The organism is Rhizobium sp. NZLR8, from assembly GCF_019685025.1.
In the GTDB taxonomy this organism is placed as follows: domain Bacteria; phylum Pseudomonadota; class Alphaproteobacteria; order Rhizobiales; family Rhizobiaceae; genus Rhizobium.
The window spans coordinates 59,127-74,440 of the sequence record NZ_JABDVY010000002.1 but is presented as its reverse complement, the minus strand read 5'-3'; the positions used below and the strand labels follow the sequence as shown (position 1 = coordinate 74,440).

Genomic DNA, 15,314 nt, shown 5'->3' with positions numbered 1-15,314 from the left:
GCGCCACCGGGGGTGATTTGAGCAAGAATGTGGTTGCAAGAAAAGATTTGTCCAAGCCCTAGTATCATCACTACGTATTGTTCACGCTAGTGCCGGAATTCCACTCTGGAACAAGTCGTTAAGCTTGAACACGACTTCCGTCCTGTTGGTTGCCTTGACCTTTTTCATGATGTTGCGAACGTGTACCTTGACGGTGCTTTCTCGCAGGTTGAGCTCATAGGCAATGATCTTGTTCGCCTTTCCGCGCCGCAGTGCCGCGACGACTTCGGCCTGGCGGTCCGTGAATATCCCGGCCAGCGGGTGCGCTGTCGGGTTGTTCGACTGCAGCAAGTGACGCATGGCGAACAGGGCGCTTGCGGGCACGAAGAGTCCTCCTGCTACCGATAGCGCAATCAGCTCCATGCACACGCTAATGCTGACGGAGGCAGGAATATAACCCTTGGCTCCGTAGTCGATCGCCCTGACGATTTGAGCGAAATCGTCACTATCAGACAATATGATGACCGGTGTCGACACGAATTCCGACGAAAGGCTCTTGATCTGCTCCGAAACGACAGGGTCGTCGACCGTCTTGCCACCGACGTTCAAGAGGATTGCCGAAAGCGGAGGATATTCTTCGCGCTTTTGCTTCCACTCTTCAATCGATCCGAACGCCAGAATCACGAAATCCGCCGTGTGGGCGGCCATGCATTGCGCAAGGCAGTGCCGATCAAGTTCCCTCCTGTCAAGAATGACTAGTGAGTGCTTTGACTTTGACGGTCGGGTAAACGCCGTCGAGCCATCTTCTATCTCTATCGGAAGAGATACGGATTCCTGCCTGTGGCTTATATTTATTGTATCCAACGCCCCATCCTCCCAGCCTTTTTTACGCGGTACTTCAAAGTCGAATATCAAACTCCTCTGCAAATATGGGAGTTTAATTAGCAAAAGTGCTAATTTAATACCACAGTTTCGGGGATGTTAAACTAATTAATAGTGGTTACCTCAGCACATAGGTTCCATGGAAAGATACAAATGGTTGAATCTCTAAAACTGATCAATCTGAGTCTAGTTCATTTGTATGTCGATCCATGGGGTTGCTACACATATTCAATTTAACTCGCTAAACCCATGTAAACTATGCCCGTCTTCGACGTGGAGGATCAGGATCGATCGTTGCGTGACCTGTCGCTGCTGATGATCGATGGCCATAGACGTTCGCATGCGATCGTCATCAAATTTCGTAAGCAGATACGCCTTTAGGTGGATGAGCTTCCACGTTTTGTTTCTTTACTAAAAGGAAGAAAACAATTCTTTTTGAAGCGGAAGAAATATTTGCTCTGACGAAACGAAACCTTGGATGCATTCTTGCGATTGCCGGTTTCACCCAAGTCAGGGTTTGTTGAGGAGTAGGGGGCGAGTTGGGATGATTGCATCGAACGTCAACCTGGGTGACGGCTGCGTTATCCACCATCGGGATCTTGTCAATCTCTACGGCTGCACGATCGGCGCGGGAACGCGCATCGGCACCTTCGTTGAAATCCAGAAAAACGTCCTCGTCGGAAAAGACTGCAAGATCTCCAGCCATTCCTTCCTGTGTGAAGGCGTGACGCTGGAGGACGGCGTTTTTATCGGTCACGGGGTCATGTTCACCAATGATACTTACCCGCGCGCCGTCAATTCGGACGGCAGTCTGCAGACGGAGGCTGACTGGGTTGTCATCCCCACTCTGGTCAAGCGCCACGCGTCGATCGGCAGCAACGCCACCATTCTGCCTGGCGTGACCATCGGAGAGGCCGCACAAGTCGGCGCGGGCGCGGTTGTAACGAAGGATGTGCCTGACGGCACCATTGTTGCCGGCGTTCCGGCGAGGATCACCGGTCGCGTTCATGACCGGTCAGTCAACATGCAAGAGTTGGGAGGAATGCGATGATCGGCATTGCTGTTATTGGGTATGGGTATTGGGGTCCGAACCTGGTTCGTAACATCTCGGAAGCGGCCGGCGCGAACCTCCTTTCAGTTTGTGATCTGAACGTCGAACGGTTGGCGGCTGTTAAAAGCCGGTATCCCGCAGTAACGATCACTGACAATTTCGAGGAAGTTCTGCGCGATCCGAGGGTGGATGCAATCGCCATCGCAACGCCGGTCTCGACCCATTTCAAGCTCGCAATGCAGGCTATGATGGCCGGAAAACATGTCTTCGTCGAAAAGCCGATGGCATCGACGACGGAGGAAGCCGCGCGGATGGTCGAGGAAGCCGCGCGCAGACGCCTGGTGCTGGCCGTGGATCATACCTTCGTCCACACCGGCGCCGTCCGCAAGATGCGCGAACTCGTCGAAAGCGGCCTCGGCGACATGTATTATTATGACTCCGTCCGGGTCAATCTGGGGCTCTTCCAGCACGATGTCAGCGTCATCTGGGATCTCGCGGTGCACGACCTGTCCATCCTGGACCATGTCCTGCAGGAAAGGCCGGTGGCTGTTTCTGCGACGGGCATGAGCCATGTACTCGGCGAGCCGGAGAACATCGCCTATCTGACGCTCTTCTTCGAGAGCAAGCTCATCGCGCACATCCACGTCAATTGGCTAGCCCCTGTCAAGGTCCGCCGCACGCTGATCGGCGGCAGCAACAAGATGATCGTTTATGACGATCTGGAGCCCAGTGAAAAGATCAAGGTCTATGACAAGGGCATCACCATGTGCCCGAATTCCGACGCGTATGGCGAGAAGGTGCATCAGATGATGGTCGGTTACCGCAGCGGCGACATGTGGGCGCCCAAGCTCGATATGACCGAAGCGTTGAAACGCGAACTGGATCAGTTCGTCGATTGCATCGAGCACAATTCGCGGCCCATCACTGATGGCCAGGCCGGGCTGCGCGTCGTCCGCATCCTTGAAGCCGCAAGCCGGTCGCTTGCCCAGCGCGGTCGCATCATCGAGCTTGAAGAGGCGAGGCGCATCGCATGATCCCGTTCCTGGACCTCAAAGCACAATATCAATCGATCAAGAGCGAAATTGACGCCGCCGTGCTCGGCGTGCTTGCCTCGGGGCAATACATACTGGGCGAGGAGGTCGCCCGCCTCGAGCAGGAATTCGCGGACTATTGCGATGTCAAACATGCGATAGCCGTCAATACCGGGACGAGTGCCCTGCATCTGTCGCTTCTTGCGGCAGGCGTCGGCCCCGGCGATGAAGTCATCACCGTGCCATTTACCTTCGTCGCGACCGTATCGGCGATCTGCTACGCAGGTGCACGACCAGTATTCGTCGATGTCGAGCCCGTGACGCTCACGATGGATCCAGCTCAGCTCGAGGCAAAGATCACACCCAGAACCAAGGCCATTGTTCCCGTCCATCTCTATGGTCAGATGGCCGATATGGACGCGATCAGGGCGATTGCTGACCACTACCGGATACCGGTGATCGAGGATGCCTGCCAGGCGCACGGAGCGCAATACAAAGGCGCGCGTGCCGGCAGCATCGGCGCATCCGGCTGTTTCAGCTTCTATCCCGGCAAAAATCTCGGGGCCTGCGGCGAGGGGGGTATCGTCGTCACGAACAGCGACGATCAGGCCAAAACGATGCGCATGTTGCGCGACTGGGGTCAGGAACAGCGCTATCACCATCTGCTGAAGGGCTTCAACTACCGCATGGATGCCATTCAGGGTGCGATCCTGCGCATCAAGCTCCGGCATCTCGAAGCCTGGACCGAAGCGCGGCGCGCCCATGGACGCCGCTACTCGTTGCTGCTTGGCGGTTCGGCGAATTTGAGGACGCCTGTCGAAATCACCGACCGGCGCCACGTCTATCACGTCTATGCCATCAGAAGTCGCGATCGCGATGAGCTTCAGCGCGTATTGAGCGCGGAGGGCATTCAGTCCGGGTTGCACTATCCGATTCCCGTTCATCTGCAGAAGGCCCATGCCGACCTTGGTTACCGACCCGGCGATTTCCCAATCTCGGAAGTCGCCGCACGGGAGGTCCTGTCGCTGCCGATCTATCCCGAGATGCCGGCGCGGCACGTCGATCAGGTGGCCGCCGCGCTGGAGTACGCCTATGTCAGCTAGTCGTGCCGACGAGGCCCGGGTCGTGCAGGCGGTCCATGGCCGTCATGAAAGGCCGGCGGACCCTGCCTACCAAGCTGGGTTGGCCGAAGAACTCAGGCAATCTTATGGGCGCGCTGGCCTGATTGAGCTCTACGGTCGTTTCGCGGTCGGTGACGGTGTCATCGATACGCTGATGCGAAAAGCCATCTGGCAAGCCATTGCGCGGAACTGCGGCACAGGATTGCAGGTTGCAGGCGGTGCCGGTTTCAAACATCCGGAAACTTTCGAAATCGGCGATGGCGTGTTCATTGGCGCCCAGGCCTATATCCAGGGACGCTTTGACGGTACTTGCGTGATCGGCGACAATGTCTGGATCGGGCCGATGGCTTATTTCGACGCTCGCGATCTGGTGATCGAGGATTCTGTCGGGTGGGGACCTGGCGCCAAGGTGCTTGGCTCGACCCACACGGCACTGCCGATGGATGTGCCGATCATTCGCACGGATCTTGAAATCAAGCCGGTACGCATCTGTGCAGAGGCCGATATCGGGACGAATGCGACCATTCTACCCGGTGTGACCATCGGGAAGGGAGCGATCGTTGGAGCGGGGGCAGTTGTCGTTTCAGACGTCGAGCCGTTCTCAGTTGTCGCAGGTGTACCTGCGAAATTCATACGTTGGCGTTCGGATAATGATCCGATGACGAACATGTCGCGTGAGGGAAGATCATGAGAAATCAACGGGTGCTCATTACCGGCGGAGCCGGCCTGATCGGGTCGCATATTGCCGATCTCGTCGCATTGGAAAAACCGCGTGAGATCATCATCCTCGACAACTTCGTGCGCGGACGCCGGGACAATCTCAGCACGGCAATAGCCAGCGGGTCCGTCAACATCATCGAGGGAGATATCCGCGACAGGGCGCTTCTGGCCAAAATCTTCGAAGGCGTCGACATCGTCTTTCATCAGGCCGCAATCCGCATCACGCAATGCGCGGAAGAGCCACGACTGGCTTTCGATGTCCTTGCAGAGGGCACGTTCAACGTTCTCGAATCTGCCGTCAAGGCAGGTGTCTCGAAGGTGGTTGCTGCTTCCTCGGCTTCCGTGCTGGGGCTGGCCGAGAGCTTTCCAACGACCGAAGAGCATCATCCCTACAATAACCGGACGATCTACGGCGCGGCGAAGACATTCAACGAGGGGCTGATGCGCAGCTTTGCGGAGATGTATGGCCTGCGCTATGTCGCGCTCCGCTATTTCAACGTCTACGGCCCGCGCATGGACGTCTACGGCGCCTATACGGAAGTTCTGATCCGTTGGATGGAACGTCTAGTGGCCGGAATGCCGCCCCTCATCTACGGGGACGGTAGCCAGACGATGGACTTCGTCGATGCCCGCGACATCGCCCGCGCAAACATTCTGGCCGCGAAAAGCGATGTCACGGACGAGGTGTTCAACGTCGCCAGCGGCAAGGAAATAAGCCTGCTGGAACTCGCGAAAATGCTAAGCGACATTATGGGTTCCTCACTCGAACCGCAGCACAAGGAAGCCCGCACGGTCAACGGCGTGACCCGTCGGCTCGCCGATATCAGCAAGGCCGAGCGGCTCCTCGGCTTCAAGGCGGAGATCTCTATGGAGCAAGGGCTTCGTGATCTTGTTGCCTGGTGGCAAAAGCAGACCGATGCAGGGGGGCAGGCAGCATGAGTTCATCTCAATCCACAATTCCGGCCACAATTCCGGTCGCCAAACCCGTCCTCGGCGAGGAAGAGGCTGAGGCTGCGCGCCGCGTTATTCTGTCGGGATGGGTGACGCAGGGGCCGGAAGTCGCGGCTTTCGAGCGTGAATTCGCTGCCTTTGTGGGCGCCGTGCATGCCTGCGCCATGTCCAATTGCACGACCGCGTTGCATCTGGCGCTGAAGGCGGTCGGCGTATCCGCCGGCGATGAAGTCGTCACGGTCAGCCATTCTTTCATCGCGACCGCAAACGCGGTTCGATACTGCGATGCAGTGCCTGTTTTCGTCGATATCGAAGAAGATGGTTACAACATCGAAGCCAGTCTGATCGAAAGAGCGATCACACCCCGCACCAAGGCAATTCTCTGCGTGCATCAACTCGGCATGCCTTGCGATCTCCGCGCCATCGTCGAGGTCGGCAAGCGCCATCAGATACCGGTCATCGAGGATGCCGCCTGTGCGACGGGAAGCGAAATCCTGTGGGATGGACGTTGGGAAAAGATCGGCAAAGCGCATGGCGACATTGCCTGCTTCTCGTTCCACCCCCGGAAGGTCGTCACGACGGGAGATGGCGGCATGTTGACCACGGCCAATCCCGAATATGACCGGAAGTTCCGGCTCTGGCGCCAGCATGGCATGAGCGTCACCGATGCCGTTCGTCACGGCTCGAAACAGGTCATCTTCGAAGACTATGACGAGTTGGGTTACAATTACCGGATGACCGATCTTCAGGCTGCCGTCGGACGCGAGCAGTTGCGGCGGCTGCCGGAGTTGGTTGCCCAGCGCAGGCTGCTTGCCGAGCAATATTGCGAACAGCTGTCGACGATTGCCGGGCTATCTTTGCCGGTCGAGCCGCGCTGGGCTCGCAGCAACTGGCAGAGCTTCTGTGTGAGATTGCCCGATACGGCCGACCAGCGGGCCGTCATGCAAACCCTGCTCGATCAGGGTATCTCGACCCGGCGTGGTGTGATGAACATTCATCTGGAGGGAGCCTATTCCGATGAGAGTTCCCACCGCGCTGCCACGAGCCTGACGCGGGGCGTATCTGCGCAGCAGCAAACGATCATCCTGCCGCTTTATGCCCAGATGACGGTGTCTGACGTGGACCGGGTTGTTGAGGCACTTCGCGCAGCCCTTGCGGAAGCGATCATCGGAGCCGCCAGCGTGCAACGTGCCATGGATGTCGCTGTCGCCTGAACCCGCAATTTGCCTGACGCAACAATCGGCATACCGAACAATGCGCGTGTCTCCGGATGCGCGCATTGTTCGTTATGCCGATTTCGTGAGCCATCCGCGGATGGTTGCTGGCACGGACTCCGGCGGAAGCAGGTCGATCAGCATGCGCAGCGAATAGAGCCCGCAGAGAACGACGGCGACGAAGCCAATCACCGTCGCCGGCCATAGCGGCATAATTGAGAACGTCAGGAAAACCACTGCCGATGCGGGCAAGAAAAGCAGCGCGTGTCTGCGATTGGCGGCGGACCAGCGAAAACCGGTCAGCTTCCGCACGATCCCATAGATCAGGATGCTGTGCCAGACATAGAGGCCAAAAAACGCCATGCCGGCTCCTTGCGTACCGAGCAGCGATACGAAGAGCCAGGCAAGCCCCACGTGCACGACTGCCGCCGCAACTTCCGTCCAGAAGAAAATCGCCTGGGTACGCTTCGCCACGACGATGAAACCCATCGGCCAGGAAATAATCCGCAGCATCATTCCAAGGCAGATCCAGCGCAGAAGCTCGACTGCCCCGTGAAATTCCGCCGAATAGAACAGGCTCATCATGAGCGGCGCGAGCGTCAGCGTGCCGAGCAGGCCGGGGCCAGCGAGCAGCATGCTGATTTCGGCCTGTTCATTGACCAGCCGATTGCATTCGGCATTATTGTCGATCGTTGCGGTCAGGCGCGGATAGAAATCCGTTCCCATGGCCTGCAGGATGAAACCGGCGTAAAGACCGCCGAGGCCCCAAGCTGCTTGATACAATCCCGCCGCCATGACGCCGCCCTCCTTCAGCACGATGATGCGGATGGCATAGGCCGCACCAAAGGTCAGAAGTCCGCTTGCCATGAAGACGAAACCGAGCCGGAGCAGCGCCGACACCTCCCCGCTGAACTGGCGCGTCGACATGGGCGAGGGATTCGGGAAGATCCGCCGGCTGTACCACCAGGTCGGAAGGATGGAGGCAGCTGCAATTACCACGAGCGACGGTGCGATCGCCTGGATCCCGAACAGGTAGATCAGCGGGATACTCACGGCTGTACCGAAGAGCCCGGCAAGCACGTTGATGCGAGCAAGATCCGCAATGCCGCGCATGCCTTGGATCAATGCACTCTGCCCCGCAGATACCAGCCGGAAGAAAACGGCGAGCGACAGCAGCACAATGCCGCCGACGTGCTGGTAATCACCAAAGGTGAAACCTGAGACAGGATATGCCAAAGCGGCCAGAAGAAGCGCGCCAAGCAGCGCCAGCACCACCGATATACGTCTCAGTACGGTCGCCGACTGGGCAATCCTCGCTGCGTCGCCGGTGCCGGCAGCCTCCGCGACCTGACGCACGCCACTGCCGCCAACGCCCAGACCCGCGATAGACTGCGCGATATCGACGATCGAGCTATAAAGGCCCATAAGCCCGATGCCTTCCGGCCCGAGCAGAACGGCCATCGCCTTGTTTCTGATAATGCTGAGTGCGACATTCACGAGCGAAGCGCCGCCCATCAGCATCGTCGACTTGAGGATCTGAGTGTAGGTCTGGCTGGTGGGTGGGGTGATGCGCAAAGTCATCGGAAGCCCCTAGAGCATGATGCCGAAAAGTGTGCGCGGTTTTCGGACGACATCATGCTCTAACCCTTAATTTGAAACAGGATTCAGACTTTAGGCCGATCAGGCCTAAAATCATCCTGTTCGAGCCGTTTATCCCGTGCTGGCGTTCAACGGCCCGCCGCAGGCTCGATTGCAGCACATGCTTTTCGCGTATCACCGGCTTACCTGACTGACATGCGCCTCGGTCTGAACAGGCGGGGCAGCGGCGTCTTCGGACGGCGCATCGGCGATGCGGCCTCGGGTTACCCTGATCACGTCGCCCGGCGCTAGCTCGGTCGTTTCGGAGGCCTGGAATTGATTGACTTGTCCCTTGTCCCGCCGGTTCACGACGAACGTCAGAGGGAGTTCTTCACGGCGGTCATTCACGTTGGCGCCGTTCGAAAATTCTTCGAGAAGCAGTTGTTGCGTGGTGTCGCGCTTCAATTTGAGCTGATCGAGATTGGCTTTTTCCGCCTGCACCTCGGAAGCGACCTCGCTGCGGCGAGTGTCGGAAAGTCCCTCGAGATTGCGCGTCGTCTCGTTGATCGCCTGGCGGCCCCGCATGATGGCAGTCACGAGGTCGAGCCGGTCGGAGCGATAGGTGGTGAGCAATCGTTCCAGATCCATCTGGCGTGAGGTGATCGTAAGCCCCTTCTGGACCAGCGTCTTCACGCTCGTCAGTTGCTCTTCGACCGACTGGATATTGTCATCCGAACCTTTCAGCTTTTCTTCCAGTGTATCGATTTCCGCCGTCAAGAGATTGCGCAATTCGACGAGCGCCACCGACTGCTTGTCCAGCGCGTTTGCACGGGCCTGAAAAATGACCCGCTCCTCCTGGTCGATACTCTCGGCATATTGCCGATCGGCAGCGGGCGGCGGATCGAAGGCGATCTCCTTCGCGTCGGCCATCTCCGCTTGCAGCCGCGCGAGCTTTGCCGAACCGCGCAGCAGCGAATGGTCGATTTCCTGCAAATCGCCGGCAAGCCTGATCGTCTGCGATTGCTGCTGTGCCGCAGCCCGCAACGGGCCGCCGCTCATGGCCAGGGATTGCAGGACGCTGAGGCCGGAGCGAAACTTGTATTCTCCCGGCGCCACCACGTCTCCGACGACGTAAATGGACGGATAGTCGAGGATATCGATGGTCACTGCAGGTGCCTGGGCCAGACCCATCTTCGCCTGAAGGCGCTTGGCAATCTCGTTGGTGAGGCTCGCATTGTCCAGATTTCCAACCGACAGCGCCCCCAGAAAGGGTAGGGAGACCGTACCTGCATCCGAAACCGTATAGTCGCCTCCAATCCCATCCCATCGCTCAAACTGGCCTTTGGACTGGATCCATTGGACGATCGTCAGGCGGATTCTCGTTTGTGGAGCCAAGGGGGCGCTGTCGGCAACAGCGGGCGACACAGCCCCGGCGAGAAAGACGAGTGCGCTGACGACAAACGTCGCGCGAAAGAACACGCTAGGGGCGCGGTGCGATAGATTCATGTATATGTCTCGCCTGCAAAACATTCTTACACGGACGCTGATACGATACCTTGAACTCTGCTCGAACGCCGGAAGCCAATTCCGAAGCTGCTTCGCCAGTGTGCAGTCTGGCGAAGCCTTGAGGAAGGTGGAGGTCGCCTGCTTTGCCACATCAATATTGATGAGGTGGGGAGGGTGCGGAGACTAAATTGGGTAGAAACATATATCGTCGGTGCGCCACACAGACGTCGTCACAGAAAATCAATAGGTTCTGCACGCAGAAATAGGCGCGCTCGCTTCGGTAAAGCGCAACCCCTCCGGCAGCGTCTTTATGCTCCGGATCGCCGATTTTACCGCACGATGCCCCGCCGCTTCGCCACCTCTGCGGCTTCGAGCCTTGCCCAGGAAACGGCGAATCTCTGTCCTCAGGCATCTGATACGTAGCGTGGGCGATGCAACACGGCCGCTTGCCCAAAGGATGCCGCCGGTAGAGCGAAAGGCGTAGGATATACTCTGCTAATTTCGACTATACTTCAGAGCTTCGCCTTTAAGCGATCCTCATAGATTCGACCCTGACAATCTCGCGAGAGGTACCTGCCATGTATCGCAACGCTCGCCGGTGGACTTCGCGCTCACTCCTGCTGGATTCGTTGGTTCCCCGATGGTTGACTGTCGGCGGAAAGGAAAGGCCGCGCAAGCCTGCCGGAAAGCACGGGGACGATGCTCAACTCGCGGCAGAGGTGCAAACGGCGGATGGAAACAAGCAGGCCCCCCTCGTCGGCGATCCCCATAAGGACGCGGCGCTCAACGAGCATGAGGTTGGGCAGAGCGCGGGCGTGAACGGCGACGCTGACGGTCGGGCCGACGACAGCCTCGTAGCGCCGCCCTTGCCTGACGCTTTCGCAATCAATCGCGAAATCGGAGAGCGAAGCGGTGATAGAGCCGCGTCCGTATTGTCAGTTCATATGCCGGATTTTGCCCATTTCGAGGGGAACGCGAACGGAGTTGCATTCGGGGCGGCATCACCCCTTTTACGCACCTACGCTGGGATGAACCTCATAGGCGACGATCCTTTGGCGCCGTATCTGCCGCAAAGCCCTTCACCGACAGCGTCGAGCCACGGTTCTGCCACCGTCGCTAGCGAGCGTGCACACTCGGGCAAAGTCGTCATTCTGGAATCGACGCCAACGGCGCAGACGACCGGGCAGCATGCTGGAGCAAATGCGCTGGCGTTTGGCATGCCCTTTGGTGTGTGCGGGTGCGGCTACTATACGTCCCCCACACGGATTCTCGATTGGGCCCATGGCGGCGCCTTGCTTCAGCAAGATGGTCAGTTGCCGGGAACAAGGCTGACCGAAGGACCGGACTATGTGGAGTCGATCAAGAAGGCCATCGGAGCCTCGGTCAGCGACCCGCTTCTCGATCGTAGCCTGTCTCCTCTCTCGGGCTGGCGCGGAACCGCAAATTGGACAGAATCAACGGCCCTGAACGGATCATTGCCAGGCGGCGGAGAGACCGGAAAGGGCACCACCACGAAAGGTGTCGGCGTCCTTTCCGGCTCGGTGACGACGCCGCCTCAACCTTCTGCGCAGCGCTCGTTGACGACGCAAAATCTGGCGGCCGCTGCGGCGACGGCCAGCAACGCGATCGTGCTGGAAAACCAGAAGCAGGGTAATCCGGAAAGCGAGTGGGGCATCGACGGTGCCGGCAGCACCAACATCGAGGGGTTTGCGACTGACATCAGCGTCGACAACGGCAAGACCGTCAGCTTCAAGATCAACACCAATTCCACCAACTACCGGATCGATATATACCGGCTCGGCTATTATGGCGGCATGGGCGCGCGCAAGGTTGCGACCATGCAGCACACCGGATTGCAGACCCAGCCCAATCCGTTGCGCAATGCTACGACCGGCACGGTCGATGCCGGCAACTGGGCAGTCTCCGCCTCGTGGGCGGTACCTGATGATGCCGTCTCGGGCGTCTATATCGCCAAGCTCGTGCGCCAGGATGGCACCTCCGGCGAAAATCAGATCCCGTTCATCGTGCGCGACGATGCCAGCCACAGCGACATCGTTTTCCAGACCGCCGACGAGACCTGGCAGGCATACAACGGCTGGGGTGGTGCAAACTTCTACGGCGGCAACGGTCCGGCGACGGGGCAGGGGGCGGGTCGTGCCTATGCGGTCAGCTACAACAGGCCGATTGCGACCCGCGGCGGCGTCGGCACCTATGCCGGTCCGCAGGATTACCTGTTCGGCGCCGAATATGCGGGCATCTCCTGGCTGGAGCAGAACGGCTACGATGTTTCGTACATGTCGGGTGTCGACGCCGACCGTTATGGCAGCCTGTTGCTCAATCACAAGACTTATATCGATGCCGGGCACGACGAATACTGGTCGGGACAGCAGAGGACCAATGTCGAAGCCGCACGCGATGCGGGCGTCAATCTGATGTTCTGGAGCGGTAACGAGGTCTACTGGCGCACGCGTTGGGGCAATGCCTACAGCGCCGACGGAACGCCTTATCGCACCCTGATCTCCTACAAGGAGACATGGGGACCGCCCGGTACCAGCCTCGACCCTTCCGACCAATGGACCGGCACCTTCCGCGACCCACGCCTCAGCCCACCTGCTATCGGCGGCGGCAATCCTGAGAACTCGCTAACGGGTCAATTATTCAAGGTCGACGATGTCGGTAGCAATCTCGGCGCGATCACGGTCGGATATGACGACGCCAATCTGCGCTTCTGGCGCAATACGAGCGTCGCCAATCTCCAGCCTGGCCAGACGGCAACGCTCACCAAAAACTATCTTGGTTACGAATGGGACGAAGCGCCTGATAACGGCTTCGATCCGGCCGGCCTCGTCAAGCTGTCGTCGACGACGCTTCCGGTCAGCTCTTACTTGCTCGACTACGGAAACACGACCGGCAATGCGACCGCGACCCACAATCTGACGCTCTATCGTGCGCCGAGCGGTGCACTGGTGTTCGGGGCCGGCACAGTCTACTGGACATGGGGCCTGAGCGACAATCACGATAACGAGGCGACCGCAACCGATCCCCGCGTGCAGCAGGCAATGGTGAATTTGCTGGCCGACATGGGTATTCAGCCTGGGACACTGCAATCCGGGCTCGCCGCCGCAACCGGTTCTACGGACCATGTTGCACCGACTTCCGTTATCACGGGGCCGTCAGCGGCGACGGTTGGCTCCACAGTCACGATTACAGGTACCGCCACCGATACGGGCGGCGGTGTCATCGCCAGTGTCGAGGTTTCGACCGACAATGGCGCGAGCTGGCATCCGGCGACAGGCGATGAGAACTGGACTTATACTTGGTCGCCGCAGGTCGCGGGCAGCTACACGATTCGGTCGCGGGCCGTCGACGATAACATCAACCTTGAAACACCCTCGACAGGACGCACGGTCACCGTGACCGGGGCAAGTTTTACCTCTCTCTTTGGCGCGGCGACGCCGGCGGTCGTCAATACCGACGATACGTCAGCCGTCGAGCTCGGTGTCAAATTCCAGACCTCCGTGGCAGGCACCGTCACCGGTATTCGTTTCTACAAGGGCAGCCTGGACACCGGTACGCATACAGGCTCACTGTGGTCGAGCACGGGTACGCGGGTTGCGACCCTCACCTTCACAAACGAGACCGCCAGCGGCTGGCAGACTGCCTATTTTACCAGCCCAGTGAGCCTGACGCCCGGGCAGACCTACACGGCATCCTATCACACCAATACCGGCAATTACTCGACAACCACCGACTACTTCATCGCCAATGTGACGAGCGGACCGCTGACGGCGCCAGCCAGCGGCAACGGCGTATACACCTATGGCAGCGCCAGCCTGTATCCGACGAGCACCTTCCAGTCGACGAACTATTGGGTCGATGTGATGTTCACGACGCCGAGCTCGAACACGACACCGACGGCAGTTGCCGATGTGGGTAATGCGACCGAGAAGGGCGGGGTGGCCAACGGTTCTGGCGGCGTGGTTGCGAGCGGCAACGTGCTGACCAACGACACCGATCCGGATGCCGGTGACACCAAGACCGTCACGGCAGTGATCTTTGGTGCGACATCAGGCACGCTCGGCACGGCACTGAGCGGCACCTATGGCAGTCTCGTGCTCAGTGCATCGGGCGCCTATAGTTATGCCGTCAACGAGAGCAATACCGCCGTCCAGGGGCTGCGCCAGTCGACCAACACGCTGAGCGATGTCTTCAGCTATACGATGCGCGATACCGCCGGCGCGACGGCCACGGCAAGTCTTACCGTCACCATCCATGGCGCCAACGATGCGCCGGTGCTGGCCGTCCAGACCGTCGCCCAGAATGCGACCGTGGGCTCGGCCTTCTCCTTCGTGCTGCCGACGACGACCTTCACCGATGTCGACAGCGGCGAGACGCTGACCTACTCGGCAACGGCTGCCGATGGCACGGCGCTGCCCGCCTGGCTGAGCTTCAATGCCACGACGCGGACTTTTTCCGGCACACCGACGGCATCGGGCACCTATGGCGTCAAGGTGACGGCGACAGATCTTGGCGGCCTTGCCGCCAACGAGAGCTTCAATGTCGCCGTGTCGGCGACGGCAACGACCTACAGCCTGTTCTCCGCCTCCAGCACGCCGACCCAGACGAACCTCAACGATGGTCAGCAGCTCGAGCTTGGCGTCAAGTTCCAGTCGAACGTTGCCGGTGACGTTACCGGCATCAAGTTCTATCGCAGCGCCAACGACAACGGCCAGAACGTCGTCGACCTGTGGACCACGACGGGCACCAAGCTCGCCACCGCCACCTTCGCCAGCACCACAGGGAGCGGTTGGCAGACGGTGAACTTCACAACGCCCGTTACCATCGCCGCCAATACCAACTATGTCGCGTCCTACCACACCACCGGAGGCTACGTGGCAACGGATGCCTTCTTCGCCACTGCCGTCACCAACGGTCCGTTGACGGCCCAAACAAGCGCGGTCGCCGGTGGCAACGGTGTCTATGCGTATGGCGGCTCCGCCACCACAGGTCTCTTCCCGACCAACTCCTTCGATTCATCGAATTACTATGCCGACGTTGTCTTCCGGCCGCAGCTCGCCGGGTGAAGAAAGGACAAGGTTACGGACCGATTTCGAATGAGGGTAGAACAGGATGATTTTAGGCCCGGTTGGCCTAAAATCTGAATCCTGTTCTAATTTAAAGAGTTAGAGCATGATGTCATAAGAAAACCGCTCACACTTTTCGGCATCATGCTCTGATACGACGCAAATGCTGGTCGCGGCGAGAGGCGCTCCGACCCCAC

At 59.1% G+C, this 15,314-nt stretch carries 10 protein-coding genes; 7 read left to right on the top strand and 3 right to left on the bottom strand.

All coding sequences use genetic code 11. From position 1 onward, the window contains the following. Window positions 1-81 precede the first annotated feature (81 nt). Complete coding sequence (locus HJB89_RS04375; protein ID WP_207585155.1) at window positions 82-843, bottom strand: response regulator transcription factor; 762 nt, start codon at window positions 841-843, stop codon at window positions 82-84. Between the two features lie 562 nt (window positions 844-1,405). Here HJB89_RS04375 and HJB89_RS04370 point away from each other — a divergent pair. Genes HJB89_RS04370 through HJB89_RS04345 form a run of 6 tightly spaced genes read left to right on the top strand, consistent with a single transcriptional unit; the run spans window position 1,406 to window position 6,949 of the window. Then, entirely contained in the window at window positions 1,406-1,912 is a 507-nt protein-coding gene (locus tag HJB89_RS04370; protein WP_207585156.1) for an acyltransferase, read from the top strand. Further along, complete coding sequence (locus tag HJB89_RS04365; RefSeq protein ID WP_207585157.1) at window positions 1,909-2,946, top strand: Gfo/Idh/MocA family protein; 1,038 nt, start codon at window positions 1,909-1,911, stop codon at window positions 2,944-2,946. The genes HJB89_RS04370 and HJB89_RS04365 overlap by 4 nt, the downstream gene beginning before the upstream one ends. Beyond that, on the top strand, window positions 2,943-4,046 hold the full coding sequence (locus tag HJB89_RS04360; protein ID WP_221117631.1) for a DegT/DnrJ/EryC1/StrS aminotransferase family protein: 1,104 nt from the start codon (window positions 2,943-2,945) through the stop codon (window positions 4,044-4,046). The genes HJB89_RS04365 and HJB89_RS04360 overlap by 4 nt, the downstream gene beginning before the upstream one ends. Then, entirely contained in the window at window positions 4,036-4,755 is a 720-nt protein-coding gene (locus tag HJB89_RS04355) for a DapH/DapD/GlmU-related protein (RefSeq protein ID WP_221149064.1), read from the top strand. The genes HJB89_RS04360 and HJB89_RS04355 overlap by 11 nt, the downstream gene beginning before the upstream one ends. Beyond that, window positions 4,752-5,723 (top strand): NAD-dependent epimerase/dehydratase family protein, encoded by a 972-nt coding sequence (locus HJB89_RS04350; RefSeq protein ID WP_207585160.1) that lies wholly within the window; start codon window positions 4,752-4,754, stop codon window positions 5,721-5,723. Before HJB89_RS04355 ends, HJB89_RS04350 begins: the two co-directional genes overlap by 4 nt. Further along, window positions 5,720-6,949, top strand: coding sequence for a DegT/DnrJ/EryC1/StrS aminotransferase family protein (locus HJB89_RS04345; RefSeq protein ID WP_207585161.1), 1,230 nt, complete (start codon window positions 5,720-5,722; stop codon window positions 6,947-6,949). Before HJB89_RS04350 ends, HJB89_RS04345 begins: the two co-directional genes overlap by 4 nt. Window positions 6,950-7,021: 72 nt before the next feature. Here the strand turns inward: HJB89_RS04345 and HJB89_RS04340 are convergent, their stop codons facing one another. Both HJB89_RS04340 and HJB89_RS04335 read right to left on the bottom strand, forming a co-directional pair. Next, window positions 7,022-8,530, bottom strand: a complete 1,509-nt coding sequence (locus tag HJB89_RS04340) for an O-antigen translocase (RefSeq protein ID WP_207585162.1) — start codon at window positions 8,528-8,530, stop codon at window positions 7,022-7,024. A gap of 192 nt (window positions 8,531-8,722) precedes the next feature. Next, entirely contained in the window at window positions 8,723-10,033 is a 1,311-nt protein-coding gene (locus tag HJB89_RS04335) for a polysaccharide biosynthesis/export family protein (RefSeq protein ID WP_207585163.1), read from the bottom strand. A gap of 578 nt (window positions 10,034-10,611) precedes the next feature. Between HJB89_RS04335 and HJB89_RS04330 the strand changes: the two genes are divergently transcribed. Continuing rightward, window positions 10,612-15,117 (top strand): N,N-dimethylformamidase beta subunit family domain-containing protein, encoded by a 4,506-nt coding sequence (locus HJB89_RS04330; protein ID WP_221149062.1) that lies wholly within the window; start codon window positions 10,612-10,614, stop codon window positions 15,115-15,117. Window positions 15,118-15,314 lie beyond the last annotated feature (197 nt).